The organism is Campylobacter sp. BCW_4319 (genome assembly GCF_001764435.1).
GTDB lineage: Bacteria > Campylobacterota > Campylobacteria > Campylobacterales > Campylobacteraceae > Campylobacter_D > Campylobacter_D jejuni.
In genome coordinates, this window is the sequence record NZ_MKAQ01000009.1 from 107,153 (window position 1) to 121,427 (window position 14,275).

The following is a 14,275-nucleotide window of genomic DNA, read 5'->3' on the forward strand; positions in this document are numbered from 1 at the left end:
CTACTCTATCATTTCATCCGCATCGCCTGTTTGAACAAGACCTTGTTCTGCAAGTTTTTGCACCACTTCAACAACTTTTCTTTGTGCATCTTCAACATCTTTAACACGCACAGCACCCAAAAAACCCATTTCTTCAAGAAAAGCTTCGCTTGCACGCGTAGACATATTGGCTAAGAATTTTTGCTTTAACTCTTCACTTGCACCTTTTAAACCTATCATTAAATCACGCTTATCGGCTACTTTTAAAATTTCTCTTATAGCCTGAGTGCTAAGTTTTTGTATATCATCGAAAGTAAACATAAGCTCTTTAATAGTCTCTGCTAAGCGTTCATCACTTTGTTCAATATAAGTAATGGTTGATTTGCTTGCTTTTTGACCCAAACGATTAAGCACTTCTGCTACTGCTCTTGGGCCGCCCACTTCAACCTTATAAGAGGTAAGACTTTCAAGCTTGCTTTCTAGCACTGCAGAAACTCTTTTAATAATACTTGGAGAAATATCGCCAAGATTTGCCATTCTTATAACCACCTCAGCCCTTAATTCATCACTAAAATACTCTAAAGTTTCTGCCGCATGAATAGAATCCATGTGTGCCAAAATAAGAGCGATGGTTTGTGGGTGCTCTTTGGTAATAAAGTCTGCAAGTTGCTGTGGTTTAATTTGCGCCAAATAAGCAAAATTTTGATTATTCTCCATACTTTTAGTGAGTTTTTCAAGAATTTTATTTGCAATCTCTGGCCCAAAAGTACGAAAAAGTATTTCTTTAGCATATTCCAAACCACCACTTTTAATATATTGATTTGATTGAAGCAGAGTGTAAAATTCTTCTAAAACTGCAGTAGCTACGGATCTATCAACATTTTTAGCCATAGCAATATAACGTGAAATTTCTGTAATTACATCAATTTCCATATGTGAAAACACAGAAGTTGTTGCATCTTCGCCAAGTTGTATAAGAAATATCGCTACCTTCTCAGGCATCGATAAATCATCATAGACCATTTTTTGTTCTTCACTTAGCTTTATCATCACATATCCTTTTCGCCAAATTCACTATCATTTTGAATTAAGTTTTGTAAAAGTGCTGCAATTTCCTCGCCTTTATCACTTACTAAACCACGCAATTTTTCAAGTAAAACCTCATATTGAATAGAATCTTCATTAAAATTATCCCCAAAACCAAGTTGTTCTTCAACTTTTTTCCTTGCTGCATTAAATTTTTCCAAAGCATCTTCAGCATCATCTAAAACAGCATTTGGACCTTGCTGCATTTCTTCTTGCGCTGCGACATCTTCAAGCATTTTTTGAGTAAATGGAGCAATGACTTTTTTGTAAAAAATAAAAAGTAAAATCGCTGCAATAAAATACTTAACTGGTGGAATAAATGGCTCAACAAAACGATTGTAAAAAGTTTTAACTTTACTCTCAACTCTAATCGACTCACGATGAAATGGTAAATTTTGCACTACAACACTATCACCTCTAGTAGCGCTAAAATTAATAGTATTTTTAACTATACTCTCAACACTTGCAAGCTCTTCTTTAGTCAATGGAACATATTCGCTTTTCACATCCCCATTTTCATCAACCACATCTTGATATTTTCCATCTATAGTGACAGCTGCTGAAGTGCGTAAAACTGTTGCAAATTGTTTTTTTGTATTTGTGATAGTTTTAGAAAGTTCATTGTTTGTAGTAACTTGATTTTTTTTATAAGTGTCAATTTGACCTTTATTGTCAAGTCCTTCAACAGGACCTATATTAGAAACAGCACCTGGAACACCCTGAATTTCTGGATCTTTTCTACCTGTTCTTTCCTCGTTTAAAGTTTGCTCACTACGCACTATAGGATTTGGATCATAAATTTCACTTTGAGATTCTTGCTTGGAAAAATCAAAATCTATATTTACACTCACTTTTACTTTATCCATACCACCTGCAAAAGGAGCTAAATTTTCTATAATCTTATCTTCTAAAGCTTTTTCTTGATCACTTTTAAATTTAATTTGCGCACGAACCAAGTCATCTTCATATGCTTCTTGCTCATCTAAAGGCACGCCACTTTGATCACTAATCTTAACATTTTCTTTAGTAAGTTTTGGAACTGCCGCTGAAACAATATTTTTTATACCATCAATTTGTTTTCTAGTAAGCTTTAAGCCTTCGCGAACATTAACAACAACTGAAGCTGTAGGCGGAATTTGCCTTTCAGTAAAAACACTATCTTTAGGAAATGCTATATGTACAACAGCACTACGAATAGGTTCTAAAGTCTCAATAGTTCTTGCAAGTTCACCTTCTATGGCTCTTTGGTATTTTACTTTTTGCTCTTCATTTGTAGCTCCAAAAGCTTGAGTATCAAAAGCTTCAAAACCCACGCGACTATCTTTTATAAGACCTTCGCTTGCAATAAACATTCTTTGACGATAAACCTGATCTTGTGGAACTAAAATTTTATTTTCACTTTCTAATTTATAGGGAATATTATTTTGTTCAAGTTTAGCTACAATTGCAGCAGAAGAACTTGGGCTTACATTTTCAACTAAAACTGCATATCCATTATTTGCATTACTACCACTTCCACGAAATAAAGCTAAAAAAACCAAAAACCCAACCACTACTACAATAGATGCAGCAATCACTATACGCTGCTTGCGAGTTAAATTTTGATAAAGTTGCCCAATTTGATGAAGCATATTTTTAAAATCCATTAATTCTCATCCCTTAGTTTAGCGAATTTTACATATTTTTATTTGATTTATCTATCTTAAAATCTTATCAAATTCTGTAAAAAATTTTTCATTTTCATAAGATGTTCCTATAGTAATGCGTATAGCATTTAAACCATAGCTTTTTAAATTTCTTATTATTATACCCTTTTTAAGCAATTTTTCAGACAAATCTGTACTATTTTTTTCATCAAAAAAATAAGTGATGAAATTTGTATAACTATCAATGATTTTAATATCATATTTTTTAGCAAATTCTTTATAAAGCTCCATTTGAGAAAAATTATTCTCTAAAGTTTTTTTAGCAAATTCATCATCATTTATTGCTGCAACTGCTGCTTTTAAAGCAAGATTGCTCACATTAAAAGGAGCACGAAGCTTGTAAAATGCACTAATAATATTAGCATTAGCTATACCATAACCAATGCGTAAGCCTCCTAATCCATAAAGTTTAGAAAAAGTTCCCAAATAAAGTACATTGTCAAATTCTTTAATCAATTCACAAGGTTCTAAATGTTTTTTGCTATCTTTAAAACTTGCAAATTCATTATAAGCTGCATCAATCACAACTAAACAATCCTCATCCACACCTTTAATAAACTTGGTCACTTCACTTGCATCCAAACACTCGCCTAAAGGATTATTTGGCAAGCATAAGAAAATGAGTTTAATTTCATCTTTGTGTGCTTCATAAAGCTTTTTAAACTCATTTAAATCATGAGTAATGCTTTGAGTTTTATAACACTTTGCACCGCATTGTTTGGCATAAATTTCATACATAGCAAAGGTAACTCCAGCTTGTAAAAAAGCATTTTTAGAATTTAACTTAGCATGTATAGCAAATTCAATCACTTGATCACTACCTGCACCGATGATGATATTTTCATTTTGAACTTTGTATTTTTGAGCCAATGTGCTTTTAAGTTCTATCATACTATCATCAGGGTAAAGATGAGCTTTGTTTGCATTTTGTCTTAAGCATTCTATGGCTTTTGGTGGCGTACCAAAAGGATTTTCATTACTTGCTAATTTTATCACTTCTTTAACGCCATATTCTTTGGCAATAACTTCTATATCTTTTCCGGGTTCATAATTGCTTAAATGATTTAAAAATTCATTAAATTTCATCTTTTTCTCCTGATAAATAAGATCCAAGCCAAACAATCTCTTGTATATCTTTTAAAGCTTTTTTTACATTTTCATCATCAATATGCCCTTCAAAATCTATGTAAAAACTGTGTAAAAATTCTTTTGATTTTACAGGACGAGATTCAAGCTTAGTAAGATTGATATTTTCTTTTTTAAACTGCTCTAATAAAAAGCTAAGCCCACCAGGTTTATGTGCTGTGTGTGCTAAAATAGAAGTTTTACAATTTGGCATTTTAGGATTTTTAATATCGCTTAAAATTAAAAATCTTGTTTTATTGGCTGCATTATCTTCTATTTTATCAAAAAGCACAGGCACATTATAAAGCTTAGCCGCTATTTTAGAGCAAATTGCTGCCGCATATTTATCTTGCGAAGCTAAATAAGCCGCATTAGCCGTAGATTTTGAAGGAACAAATTCTATAGCGCTAAGTTCATGACTTTCTAAAAATTTACGACATTGATTATAACCTTGCGGATGCGAATAAATGCGTTTGATTTCTTTTAAATTTTCATTAATTCCCACAAAAGAATGATGAATATCCATATAAATTTCACCAAAAATTTTAAGCTCATTATACTTACCTAGACAATCTAAAGTAATACCTACTGCACCTTCGGTATTATTTTCTATAGGCACAACACCGTATTTTGCTTCTTTGTTGCTTAACTCTTTAAAAACATCTTCGATATTAGCCAAGGCTATATAACGACTCATCGCACCAAAACGACTTCTTGCTGCTTGATGAGTATAAGTTCCCTCAGGCCCTAAATAAGCTATAGTTTGAGGCATTTCTAAATTTCTTGAAACTGCAAAAATTTCTTGATAAATTGCCTCTATGGCATTTTGATCTAAAAGTCCTAAATTTGCATTTTTTAAACGATTGATAATGGCTCTTTCACGCTCAGGACGATAAATAGCTCCCCCACTACTTTGTTTAAGCTCGCCTATACTTTTAACATAAGTCATTCTTTCATTTAAAAGTTCTAAAATTTTATCATCAACCGCATCGATTTTATTTCTAAATTCTTCTAAATTTGGCATTTTAGCTCCTTTAAAAACTCAAAAACACTAGGATAAACTCCATCAAGCAAATCCGTATCAAGCCCTTTTGTGTCGCTTATCTTTCCGCTTAAAACCAGCAAGGTTTTCATGCCAAGTTCTTTTGCCTTAAGCAAGTCTCCTCTAAAATCATCACTAATGATTTTAATATCTTCAAAATCGATTTTTGAATTTTGTTTTCTTATCAAATTTAAAGCTTCTTTATAAAAAGCAATGCTAGGCTTACCCACAACCTCGTATTCAAAATCAATAGCATTTTTAAGCATAGCCATAATGCTACCTACACCAGGATAAGGCCTACCATCTTTTTTATAAATGCTAGTTTCGTGCATAGCTATAAATCTAACTTCTCTTCTAGCCAATTCTATCATACTAGCAAAATCTACAAATTTAAAATCATCATAACTAGCTACAAGCACAGCACTAGGATTTACAAAATCGAGTTCAAAACCAAGATTTTCAAGACTTTTTACAAACTCATCTGCACCAAAAGCCGCAACTTTACAAGGTTTTAAAAGGTGTTTTAAAACGCTAAAAGGATCAATATAAGCATTTTCTTTTATAGCCAATCCTTTTTGCTGTAATTTTTCTAAAAAATCAAGTTTTTTTGTATTGTTAGTAATGATAACATAAGGAAGATTTTTTGCATTTAAAAAATCGATCAATTCTTTAGCGCCATGGATTAAACTCTTATCATGATCAGAAATTAAAGTCCCTTGAACATCTAAAAAAAACATTTTAAGCCTTTAAAAATTTCTCTTCTAAAGCGATTTGATTTTCAAAATTTTCTCTTTGACGGATCAATCTTACCTGTCCTTCTTCAAGGGCTAATTCGCAAACTTTATTACGAGTATTGTAGTTACTACTCATACTAAAACCATAAGCTCCAGTATTTTTAATAACCATTATATCGCCACTTTGAGTGCTAGGTAAAGACCTTGCTTTAGCAAAAAAGTCTCCACTCTCACAAATTCCACCTACAACATCACATAAACTCTCTTGAGCTTGATTATAAGGTAAGATTATTTCATGATAAGCCTCGTATAAACTTGGGCGTATAAGATCATTCATCGCTCCATCTACTACAACAAAACGCTTGGTTTTATTTTGTTTTTCATAAAGCACTGAACAAACAAATTCTCCACTTTTAGCAACTAGATACCTTCCAGGCTCCATTCCTATAGTTAAATCAAGCCCATGAAGTTGTGCTAATATACCTTGTGCATAATCATAAAGATCAGATTCACACTCATCTTTTTCATAAGCCACACCCAAACCACCGCCTATATCAAAAAATTTAAGATCGATTTGCAAGGCTTTTAACTCTCTTACAAGTTTTGCAACGATGCCTGCTGCTTCATGAATGGGAGAAATATCTAAAAGTTGCGAACCTATATGAAAATGCACTCCAACAGGCTCTAAAAAAGATGAATTTTTTGCATAAAGATACATTTTTCTTGCTATATCAATTTCGACACCAAATTTATTTTCATTTAATCCTGTAGAAATATAAGGATGAGTTTTTGCATCAACATTTGGATTAACACGAATACTGATTCTTGCCTTTAGATTAAGTTCTTTAGCCACACTTTCTAAAAGCATCATTTCAGCTTCGCTTTCAAGGTTAATATATAAAATATCATATTCTAAAGCTTGTCTTAACTCTTCTTTGGTTTTTCCTACTCCACTAAAAATAATCTTATAAGCTTTTGCTCCTGCTTTTAAGGCACGCTTTACCTCGCCTATACTCACACAATCAAATCCACTATCTAAATTTGCAAGCATTTGCAACAAACTTAAATTTGAATTGGCTTTTACAGCGTAAAAAATTTGAGATTTTCTAGCCTTAAAAGCCTCTTTGAGATTTAAAAAACGCTCTTTTATGAAATCAAAATTGTAAATATAAAAAGGGGTATTAAATTCTTGTTTTAATTGTTTATAATCCATATTTAACCTTTAATTTTTATAATTTTACTACACAAAGCTTAATTTATCGATGCTTATAATACATATAAGCACTTAAACAACCCAAAATTATAATAGGCACTACAATGCCAATTTCACTTGCAATCACACTATTTTCGCTTAATCTAGTAAGCAAAAACAAGACTCCCCAAATCATCAAAGTCACTACAAAAGTTACAAAAGTTACAATAGCAAGATTAAAAAATCTTGCTATTACAGGAAAAAAATAATACATAATAAGCATTAAAAATGGTGCAAAAAAAGGAGTAAAAACAAATTTATAAAGATTGATTTTAAGAGTATCTGTATTGACATTTTGTGCCTTAAAAAGCTCAAAACTTTCAAGTGCATCAGATATTGAATAATCACTATTACTAGCAACCCCTTCTATAATCTTTGGTTTAAAACCCTCAAGTGATTTAAGCTCGGAGAAATCTTGTATCTTTAAACCATCATTAGCAAGTTCATAATTTTTAGGTAATAATGTAATATTACCATCTCGCAAAATCCAGCTTTCACCTTCAAAATGGGCATTTTTAGCACTTACAAAAGAGTTTAAATTTAAATCATTAATATTAAAAATTTTTATATTTTGAGCACTATTTTGTCCATTGTTTATCTTTGAAATATAAACAAAATTATTGTTAAATTTCAAAAACACTTCTCCACTTTGATTCATAATAGTGCCATTTTTTAAAATATTTCTCTTATAATCATTTGCATAAGCAAAAGAAGTAAAATTCAATCCTATATAAATACAACAAAAAAATAAAGCCCATAAAAAAGGAAATAAAATAACATAATTTCTACTCAGTCCTAACGCATAAAGACTTACAAATTCATTTGCTCTGATCATAGAAATCAAAGAAACTACCAAAGCAAAAATCAAAGAAATGGGTAATACATAAGGCACTGCCGAAAAAGATAAAAACATAACATAAAGCAAATCAAGATTTGCGGCTTTTGGTAGATCTTTAAAATTTAAGAGTAAATCAATACCGCAATAAAAACCAAGTAAAGAAAAAAATATAATAAAAAAATTTTTTAAATAAATCCCTGAAATAAAACGAAAAAATATCCACATCTTAAGCCTTTAGGCTGTATTTGGATGATATAGCAGACAAATCATCATTTTCAATAAGCTCAAGCAAAGCTTTTTTTGTATGCTCTAAAACTTTGCTTAAAGTTATTTCTTCTTCGGATTTAAATTTACCTAAAACATGGGAAATCACATTTTCACCCTTTCCCACTCCTATACGCACTCTTTCATAGTCATTTCCACATAAAGTATCTATGCTTTTAAGCCCATTATGTCCACCACTTGAACCGCCTTTTTTAAAGCGCAAGGCTCCTAAATTTATATCTATATCATCATGGATAACTATCATTCTTTCGCATTTATAAAAATCATTCACTGCTTTTACGCTAAGTCCTGAATTATTCATATAAGTACTAGGTTTAAGAAGAAGCAAAGAAGAACCTATTTTAAAAAGCTCTCCTTTAAATTTAGAGTTTGTAAGATTTGTAAAATTGCTTTCTTTTAAAAGTAAGTCAATTAGCATAAAACCGACATTATGACGGGTATTTTCATACTCTACGCCTATATTGCCAAGCCCTACGACTAAAATCATCTAGCTTTTTCTACACCTACAACCGCTACTCTATCAGCATCAATCATAGTTACTCCCGCAGGAACTACAATATCACGAACAAGTAAAGCATCACCCACATCAAGTTTACTTACATCAAGTTCGAAGAAATTTGGTAAATTTTCAGCTGCACATTTTACTTTTAATCTTCTTTTTGATTGGATTAAAACACCTTTATTTTTAAGACCTATAGCTGTTCCTGTGATTTTAACTGGAACCATGTATTTAGAAATCACACCTTTTTGCGCAACTTTTAAATCCACATGTTTAAGTTCTGCAGTTACAGAATCTTTTTGATAATCTACAACTACAACGCTTAAAGTTTGAGAACCTACTTTTACATCAAAAATTAAAGTAGTTTTTTTACGAACTTCCTTAATAAACTCATTTACTTTAAAAGCGGCATTGATGTTTTCTAATCCTTTTCCATAGATGTTTGCGATTAGATAACCATCTCTTTTTAAAGCTTTAGCAGCTTTTCTACCGATACTCTCTCTAACGATGCCTTCTAACATCTTTTGTCCTTTCTTAAAAAATGAGCTTTGATTATATCTAATTTTGGCTTATGGAAAAGTAAATTTATAGCTTCTTTTAATTTCTTTAAGATATAATTTGTTTTACAAATATTATGTTAATTTAAGGCTTCATGTGAATGAAAAATTCAATATTAATATAGCTTGGTTTTTAATAATCTTAGGTGGAATTATAGAATGCTTTTGGGTAAGTGGACTTAAATATTCTACAGAAATTTGGCAGTATATTTTAACAGCCATTGGGGTTTGTATTTCTTTTACTTGCTTTTTAAAAGCTTGTGAAAGACTTGAAGTAAGTATTACTTATAGTGTTTTTGTAGGCATTGGCACTATTGGGGTGGTTTTAAATGAAATGTTTATTTTTAACGAAGCTGTTTCTATAATTAAACTTGTGCTTATAGCAATTTTACTTTTAAGTATTATAGCCCTTAAATGGGTAAGCAAGGAAGCTTAAACTATGGAATGGTTTTATTTGTTTTTAGCTACTGCCTGTGAAATTTTTGGCGTGGTGATCATGAAAGAACTTATAAGTACTAAAAACAAGCTTTACCTTTTAGCTTTGATAGTGTGTTTTGGATTTTCTTTTACTTTTTTAAGCTTAAGTATGCAAAATATCGCTATGAGCGTTGCTTATGCTATATGGACAGGAGCTGGAACCGCTGGTGGGGTAATGATAGGAGTGCTTTTTTATAAAGAAAGTAAAAGTTTTTTGAAACTTTTTTTAATCGCTGTGATTATTACTTGTACAGCGGGTTTAAAATTTCTTTCTTGAGGATTTTTTGTGCAAATTTATGTAAGTGGAATACATACTGATGTAGGAAAAACACATTTTAGCGCAGCTTTTTGTGCGAATTTTAACTATGATTATTTTAAACTCATTCAAGCAGGAACTCCAACAGATAGCGAGTTTATTGCAAAATTTAGCCCAAAAACAAAGATTTTTAAAGAAGGTATTTTTTTGCAAACTCCAGCTTCTCCTCATCTTGGAAAAATCAAAGAAAAGCTTGATTATAAAGCCTTAGATATCATTTTACCAAAAAGCAAAAACCTACTTATTGAGCTTGCGGGTGGGCTTTTTTCTCCTATGGATGAAAATTACACTATGATTGATTTTGTGAATATTTTCAAACACCCTACGATTTTGGTAGCAAAATACTATCTTGGAAGCATTAATCATATCTTGCTTAGCATTGAAGCTTTAAAGCAAAGAAATATCAATCTTTTGGCCCTTGTAATGATGGGTAAAAAAGATATCTTACAAGATGATTTTATAAAAAATTATGCAAAAATTCCTATAATCAATCTTGATTTTTTTGATGAAAATAGCATTTTAAATAAAGATTTTAAAGAGCAAATGCAAGAAATTTTACAACTTAAAATTCCTTAAAAATCTGCTCTAAACTCTCTAGTACATAAACGATTTGTTCTTTTGTGATGATGTAAGGAGGCATAAAATAAATCGTATTTGCTAAAGGTCTTAAAAGCAAACCTTTTTCTAAGGCTTTTTGAAATACAAAAAGTCCTACGCGTTTATACTTGGTGCTTAAAATATCAAAAGCACTGATCATCCCGCAAGTTCTAAAATTACCCAAAAAGTCAAATTTTTCAAGTCTTGAAAATTCTTTTTTGATAAACTCGCTTAAAATTTGATTTTTTACTAAAATATTTTCATCCTCAAAGATATCTAAAACCGCATTTGCTGCCGCGCAAGCTAAGGTATTTCCCGTATAGCTATGAGAATGTAAAAAAGCCTTTTGGCTTTCATAAGTATCATAAAAAGCATTATAAATTTCATCTCTTGTAAGCACTACAGAAAGTGGCATAAATCCACCCGTTATCCCTTTTGAAAGGCAGATAAAATCGGGGCTTTGTTTGCATTGATGTAAGGCAAACAAAGTTCCTGTGCGTCCAAAGCCCACTGCAATTTCATCAAAAATCACTTGCACTCCAAATTTATGGCAAAGCTTTATGGCCTCATCAATAAACCCTGCTTCATACATATGCATATTTCCTGCACATTGCACCAAGGGTTCAAGTATAAAAGCACAAATTTCACTTGCATTTTTTTCTAAAATATCTTTTAAAATTTCAAGCTCTTGAGTGTAATCTTTACTTTGTGGCACAGGCGTGCTTAAACACTCTAAAAGTAAAGGCTTATAAGTATCTTTATAAAGTGCTACATCTCCTACACTTAAGGCTCCTAAGGTTTCACCATGATAAGAATTACTTAAAGATAAAAATTTACTTTTTTTCACTCCCTTATTTAAATGATAATGAAAGCTCATCTTAAGTGCGACTTCAATAGCGCTTGAACCATTATCTGCGTAAAAACATTTGTTAAAATTCCTGCCTACTTTTTCGCAAAGTCTTGCAGAAAGCTTGATGATGGGCTCATGTGTAAAACCTGCTAAAATCACATGCTCTAGCTCATCAACTTGTTTTTTAATGGCATTTGCGATTTTTTCATTACAATGCCCAAAAAGATTTACCCACCACGAGCTCACACAGTCCATATAAGCCTTATCATCAAAATCATAAAGCCACACTCCTTTAGCTCTTTTTATAGGAATGAGTGGCAAATTTTCATGATCTTTCATTTGCGTACAAGGGTGCCAAATATGCTCTAAATCGAGTTTTTTTAAAATTTCATTTTGCATTATAACTTCTTTTTTAAATATATTTTGGCAAAATAATACTTTAAATTTCTGAATTTTAGGAAAAAAATGAGCCTTGAAAATATCTTAGAAGCCCTTGAAAAAAATCACAATCTTAGAAAACTTACAAGCCTCAAACATGAAGGAAATTTTGTTTTTAAAGAGGGTAAAAAGCTTTTAAATTTAGCGGGGAATGATTATTTAAATTTAAGCTCTTGCAAATCTTTAAAAGATGAATTTTTAGATAATGTCAAAGAACAAGACTTATTTTTTTCAAGCTCAAGTTCAAGGAGCTTGAGTGGAAATTTTACAATTTATGAGGAATTAGAAAGCTTTTTAAAATCCAAATTTAAAGAAAAAGAAATCTTACATTTTAACAGCGGTTATCATCTTAATATCTCTTGTATAGCTGCACTTGTGAGCATTCCAAATACACTTTTTTTAGCAGATAAATTCATCCATGCAAGTATGATTGATGGACTAAAACTTGGCGGAGCAAAATTTTTTCGCTTTCATCATAACGATATGAATCATTTAGAAAATTTAATTCAAAAACATTATGATCATTATGAAAATATCATCATTTTAAGCGAAGCATTATTTAGCATGGATGGTGATTTTTCTGATTTTAATACACTCATCGCCTTTAAAGAAAAATACCCTAAAATCAAACTTTATATCGATGAAGCGCACAGCGTGGGTTGCTTTGATGAGGAGGGCTTGGGACTTGTTAAAGCTTTAAATTTGGAAGAAAAGGTTGATTTTATAGTTTTTACCTTTGGCAAGGCTCTTGCTTCTATGGGTGCTTGCATGATTTGTAATAATCTTTATAAAAGCTTTTTTATCAACAAAGCTAGAGCTTTTATTTATTCTACAGCGCTGCCTCCTATCAATATAGCTTGGACAAAATTTATTTTTGAAAAAATGAGCGAGCTAAAAGAAAAAAGAGAAAAATTACAAATCATAGGCAACTTTTTTAAAAATCAACTCATAGAAAAAAATCATCAAATTTTAGGCGATGCTTACATCATCTCCTTGGTTTTGGGAGAAAATCAAAAGACTATAGAATTAGCAAAAAAACTTGAAACAAATGGCATTTTTGCACCCGCTATAAAAGAACCTACGGTGCCTAAAAATACAGCTAGAATTCGTTTTTCTTTGCATGCAGGACTTAGTAAAGAAGATTTAAAGAAAGTGATAGAACTTTTATGAAAATAAGCAATTTAATTCAAAATGAAAACTCACAAGAACTTATCTTAGTATTTGGCGGTTTTGCTTCACATCCTAGCCATTTTGCACATTTAAAAAGCGATAAAAATGTAGTTTTGGTTTATGATTATGAAAATTTAGACTTTAAATTTGATTTAAAGTCTTTTTCTAAAATCACTCTCATAGCTTTTTCTATGGGAGTTTGCGTAGCAAGTAGAGTTTTAAAAGATATAGAGTTTTCGCAAAAAATAGCTATCAATGGCACTCCTTTTGGCATAGATAAATTAAAAGGAATTCATCCTGCAATTTTTGCTAAGCAAATTAAAAAATTTGATCTCACGGCTTTTAAAAAATCTTTATTTAAAGAGCGCAAAAATGAAGCAAAAAACTTTATTTTTAAAGATGAAAAAGATTTAAAAACCGAGCTTGAAAAACTTTTCGAATTTGCCTCAAAAGAGTGTAATGAAAACTTTATTTGGGACAAAATTTACTCAAGCAATAATGATGAAATTTTTCCTCAAAATGCTTTAAAAAACACTTTTTCAAAGCTTATTTTCCTAAATGAGCCACATTTTGCTTTTTTTCATTTTAAAACTTGGGATGAAATTTGAATTTTTTAAAAGCAAAAGATTATCAAAAACACGCAAAAGTGCAAGATTTAATGGGTTTAAAACTTTGTGAAATTTTAAAAAATTTAGAAATTTCGCATTTTAAAAAAGTGTTTGAATTTGGTTGTGGTAGGGGCGAATTTAGCGACAAACTTTCAAAAATTATCACTTTTGATGAATATCTAAAAAATGATATTTTGGATTATCCTGACAATCTTAATGTAGAAATTTTTGATATGAATACCCTAGCTACACAGATTTTAAGCAAGCAAAAATTTGATCTTATCACTTCTAATGCGAGTTTGCAATGGCTTGATTTAAAGCAGGTTTTGCCCACACTAGCAAATATGTTAAATGAAAAAGGAATTTTACTTCTTTCTACTTTTGGAAAAATGAATTTAAAAGAGATCAAACAAAGCACAGGCTTGGGTTTAAAATATTTTAGCACAAAAGAACTTGAACAAATTTTTAAACCCTATTTTTCTGATATTAAAATCACTGAAGAAATTGTAAATTTGGAATTTCAAAACGCTTTAGAGGTTTTTAAGCATTTGAAATTAAGCGGGGTAAATTCTTTGGGATTTTATCGCTTAAACAAGCAATTCTTAAAAGAATTTGAAGAAAAATTCCAAAATAAACTCACTTATCATCCTATTTTTATTTTATGCAAAAAAGATACAAAATAAAATTTCTTATGTTATAATACAAAAAATCAAGAT

Annotated in this window: 16 protein-coding genes; 6 read left to right on the plus strand and 10 right to left on the minus strand. The window is 30.9% G+C overall.

What is annotated here, in order from left to right; genetic code table 11:
- The 9 genes from fliG to AJN56_RS03320 are packed head-to-tail and all read right to left on the minus strand — an operon-like array spanning position 1 to position 9,067.
- Complete coding sequence (fliG, locus tag AJN56_RS03280; RefSeq protein WP_002854670.1) at positions 1–1,029, minus strand: flagellar motor switch protein FliG; 1,029 nt, start codon at positions 1,027–1,029, stop codon at positions 1–3.
- On the minus strand, positions 1,029–2,711 hold the full coding sequence (gene fliF, locus AJN56_RS03285; RefSeq protein ID WP_002857356.1) for a flagellar basal-body MS-ring/collar protein FliF: 1,683 nt from the start codon (positions 2,709–2,711) through the stop codon (positions 1,029–1,031). The genes fliG and fliF overlap by 1 nt, the downstream gene beginning before the upstream one ends.
- A 51-nt stretch (positions 2,712–2,762) precedes the next feature.
- Complete coding sequence (hisC, locus tag AJN56_RS03290; protein ID WP_002868749.1) at positions 2,763–3,857, minus strand: histidinol-phosphate transaminase; 1,095 nt, start codon at positions 3,855–3,857, stop codon at positions 2,763–2,765.
- The gene (gene pheA / locus AJN56_RS03295) at positions 3,847–4,920 is read right to left on the minus strand and encodes a prephenate dehydratase (RefSeq protein WP_002867749.1); all 1,074 of its coding nucleotides are present in this window, start codon (positions 4,918–4,920) and stop codon (positions 3,847–3,849) included. The genes hisC and pheA overlap by 11 nt, the downstream gene beginning before the upstream one ends.
- Positions 4,908–5,675 carry an HAD-IIA family hydrolase gene (locus AJN56_RS03300; RefSeq protein ID WP_002867748.1) on the minus strand — a complete coding sequence of 256 codons (768 nt, stop codon included), beginning with the start codon at positions 5,673–5,675 and terminating at the stop codon, positions 4,908–4,910. The genes pheA and AJN56_RS03300 overlap by 13 nt, the downstream gene beginning before the upstream one ends.
- Before the next feature lies 1 nt (position 5,676).
- Positions 5,677–6,885: a diaminopimelate decarboxylase gene (lysA, locus tag AJN56_RS03305; protein WP_002868748.1), complete on the minus strand. Its 1,209-nt coding sequence runs from the start codon at positions 6,883–6,885 to the stop codon at positions 5,677–5,679.
- Between the two features lie 43 nt (positions 6,886–6,928).
- Positions 6,929–7,987, minus strand: coding sequence for an LptF/LptG family permease (locus AJN56_RS03310; protein ID WP_070246216.1), 1,059 nt, complete (start codon positions 7,985–7,987; stop codon positions 6,929–6,931).
- Between the two features lies 1 nt (position 7,988).
- A complete protein-coding gene (gene pth / locus AJN56_RS03315; protein ID WP_002857525.1) occupies positions 7,989–8,534 on the minus strand; it encodes an aminoacyl-tRNA hydrolase in 546 nt (181 codons plus the stop codon).
- Positions 8,531–9,067 carry a 50S ribosomal protein L25/general stress protein Ctc gene (locus AJN56_RS03320; protein ID WP_002859854.1) on the minus strand — a complete coding sequence of 179 codons (537 nt, stop codon included), beginning with the start codon at positions 9,065–9,067 and terminating at the stop codon, positions 8,531–8,533. The genes pth and AJN56_RS03320 overlap by 4 nt, the downstream gene beginning before the upstream one ends.
- A 133-nt stretch (positions 9,068–9,200) precedes the next feature.
- Here AJN56_RS03320 and AJN56_RS03325 point away from each other — a divergent pair, with 133 nt between their 5' ends.
- The 3 genes from AJN56_RS03325 to AJN56_RS03335 are packed head-to-tail and all read left to right on the plus strand — an operon-like array spanning position 9,201 to position 10,472.
- Entirely contained in the window at positions 9,201–9,539 is a 339-nt protein-coding gene (locus AJN56_RS03325; RefSeq protein ID WP_002783219.1) for a DMT family transporter, read from the plus strand.
- A 3-nt stretch (positions 9,540–9,542) separates the two neighbouring features.
- Entirely contained in the window at positions 9,543–9,857 is a 315-nt protein-coding gene (locus AJN56_RS03330) for a DMT family transporter (RefSeq protein WP_002859852.1), read from the plus strand.
- A gap of 9 nt (positions 9,858–9,866) precedes the next feature.
- Positions 9,867–10,472: a dethiobiotin synthase gene (locus AJN56_RS03335; protein ID WP_002816248.1), complete on the plus strand. Its 606-nt coding sequence runs from the start codon at positions 9,867–9,869 to the stop codon at positions 10,470–10,472.
- Here AJN56_RS03335 and AJN56_RS03340 read toward each other — a convergent pair.
- Positions 10,459–11,742 (minus strand): adenosylmethionine--8-amino-7-oxononanoate transaminase, encoded by a 1,284-nt coding sequence (locus AJN56_RS03340; RefSeq protein WP_002859851.1) that lies wholly within the window; start codon positions 11,740–11,742, stop codon positions 10,459–10,461. The genes AJN56_RS03335 and AJN56_RS03340 overlap by 14 nt on opposite strands.
- A 66-nt stretch (positions 11,743–11,808) precedes the next feature.
- Here AJN56_RS03340 and AJN56_RS03345 point away from each other — a divergent pair, with 66 nt between their 5' ends.
- The 3 genes from AJN56_RS03345 to bioC are packed head-to-tail and all read left to right on the plus strand — an operon-like array spanning position 11,809 to position 14,242.
- Positions 11,809–12,951: an aminotransferase class I/II-fold pyridoxal phosphate-dependent enzyme gene (locus AJN56_RS03345; protein WP_002859850.1), complete on the plus strand. Its 1,143-nt coding sequence runs from the start codon at positions 11,809–11,811 to the stop codon at positions 12,949–12,951.
- Positions 12,948–13,559: a pimeloyl-ACP methyl esterase BioG family protein gene (locus tag AJN56_RS03350; protein ID WP_002854367.1), complete on the plus strand. Its 612-nt coding sequence runs from the start codon at positions 12,948–12,950 to the stop codon at positions 13,557–13,559. Before AJN56_RS03345 ends, AJN56_RS03350 begins: the two co-directional genes overlap by 4 nt.
- Positions 13,556–14,242 (plus strand): malonyl-ACP O-methyltransferase BioC, encoded by a 687-nt coding sequence (gene bioC / locus AJN56_RS03355; protein WP_002854349.1) that lies wholly within the window; start codon positions 13,556–13,558, stop codon positions 14,240–14,242. Before AJN56_RS03350 ends, bioC begins: the two co-directional genes overlap by 4 nt.
- The last annotated feature ends 33 nt before the right edge of the window (positions 14,243–14,275 follow it).

Excerpts from the sequence above, each read along its gene's own strand:
- fliG (WP_002854670.1), bottom strand. The coding sequence starts at position 1,029 with ATGATAAAGCTAAGTGAAGAACAAAAAATGGTCTATGATGATTTATCG.
- fliF (WP_002857356.1), bottom strand. The coding sequence starts at position 2,711 with ATGGATTTTAAAAATATGCTTCATCAAATTGGGCAACTTTATCAAAAT.
- hisC (WP_002868749.1), bottom strand. The coding sequence starts at position 3,857 with ATGAAATTTAATGAATTTTTAAATCATTTAAGCAATTATGAACCCGGA.
- pheA (WP_002867749.1), bottom strand. The coding sequence starts at position 4,920 with ATGCCAAATTTAGAAGAATTTAGAAATAAAATCGATGCGGTTGATGAT.
- AJN56_RS03300 (WP_002867748.1), bottom strand. The coding sequence starts at position 5,675 with ATGTTTTTTTTAGATGTTCAAGGGACTTTAATTTCTGATCATGATAAG.
- lysA (WP_002868748.1), bottom strand. The coding sequence starts at position 6,885 with ATGGATTATAAACAATTAAAACAAGAATTTAATACCCCTTTTTATATT.
- AJN56_RS03310 (WP_070246216.1), bottom strand. The coding sequence starts at position 7,987 with ATGTGGATATTTTTTCGTTTTATTTCAGGGATTTATTTAAAAAATTTT.
- pth (WP_002857525.1), bottom strand. The coding sequence starts at position 8,534 with ATGATTTTAGTCGTAGGGCTTGGCAATATAGGCGTAGAGTATGAAAAT.
- AJN56_RS03320 (WP_002859854.1), bottom strand. The coding sequence starts at position 9,067 with ATGTTAGAAGGCATCGTTAGAGAGAGTATCGGTAGAAAAGCTGCTAAA.
- AJN56_RS03330 (WP_002859852.1), top strand. The coding sequence starts at position 9,543 with ATGGAATGGTTTTATTTGTTTTTAGCTACTGCCTGTGAAATTTTTGGC.
- AJN56_RS03340 (WP_002859851.1), bottom strand. The coding sequence starts at position 11,742 with ATGCAAAATGAAATTTTAAAAAAACTCGATTTAGAGCATATTTGGCAC.
- AJN56_RS03345 (WP_002859850.1), top strand. The coding sequence starts at position 11,809 with ATGAGCCTTGAAAATATCTTAGAAGCCCTTGAAAAAAATCACAATCTT.
- AJN56_RS03350 (WP_002854367.1), top strand. The coding sequence starts at position 12,948 with ATGAAAATAAGCAATTTAATTCAAAATGAAAACTCACAAGAACTTATC.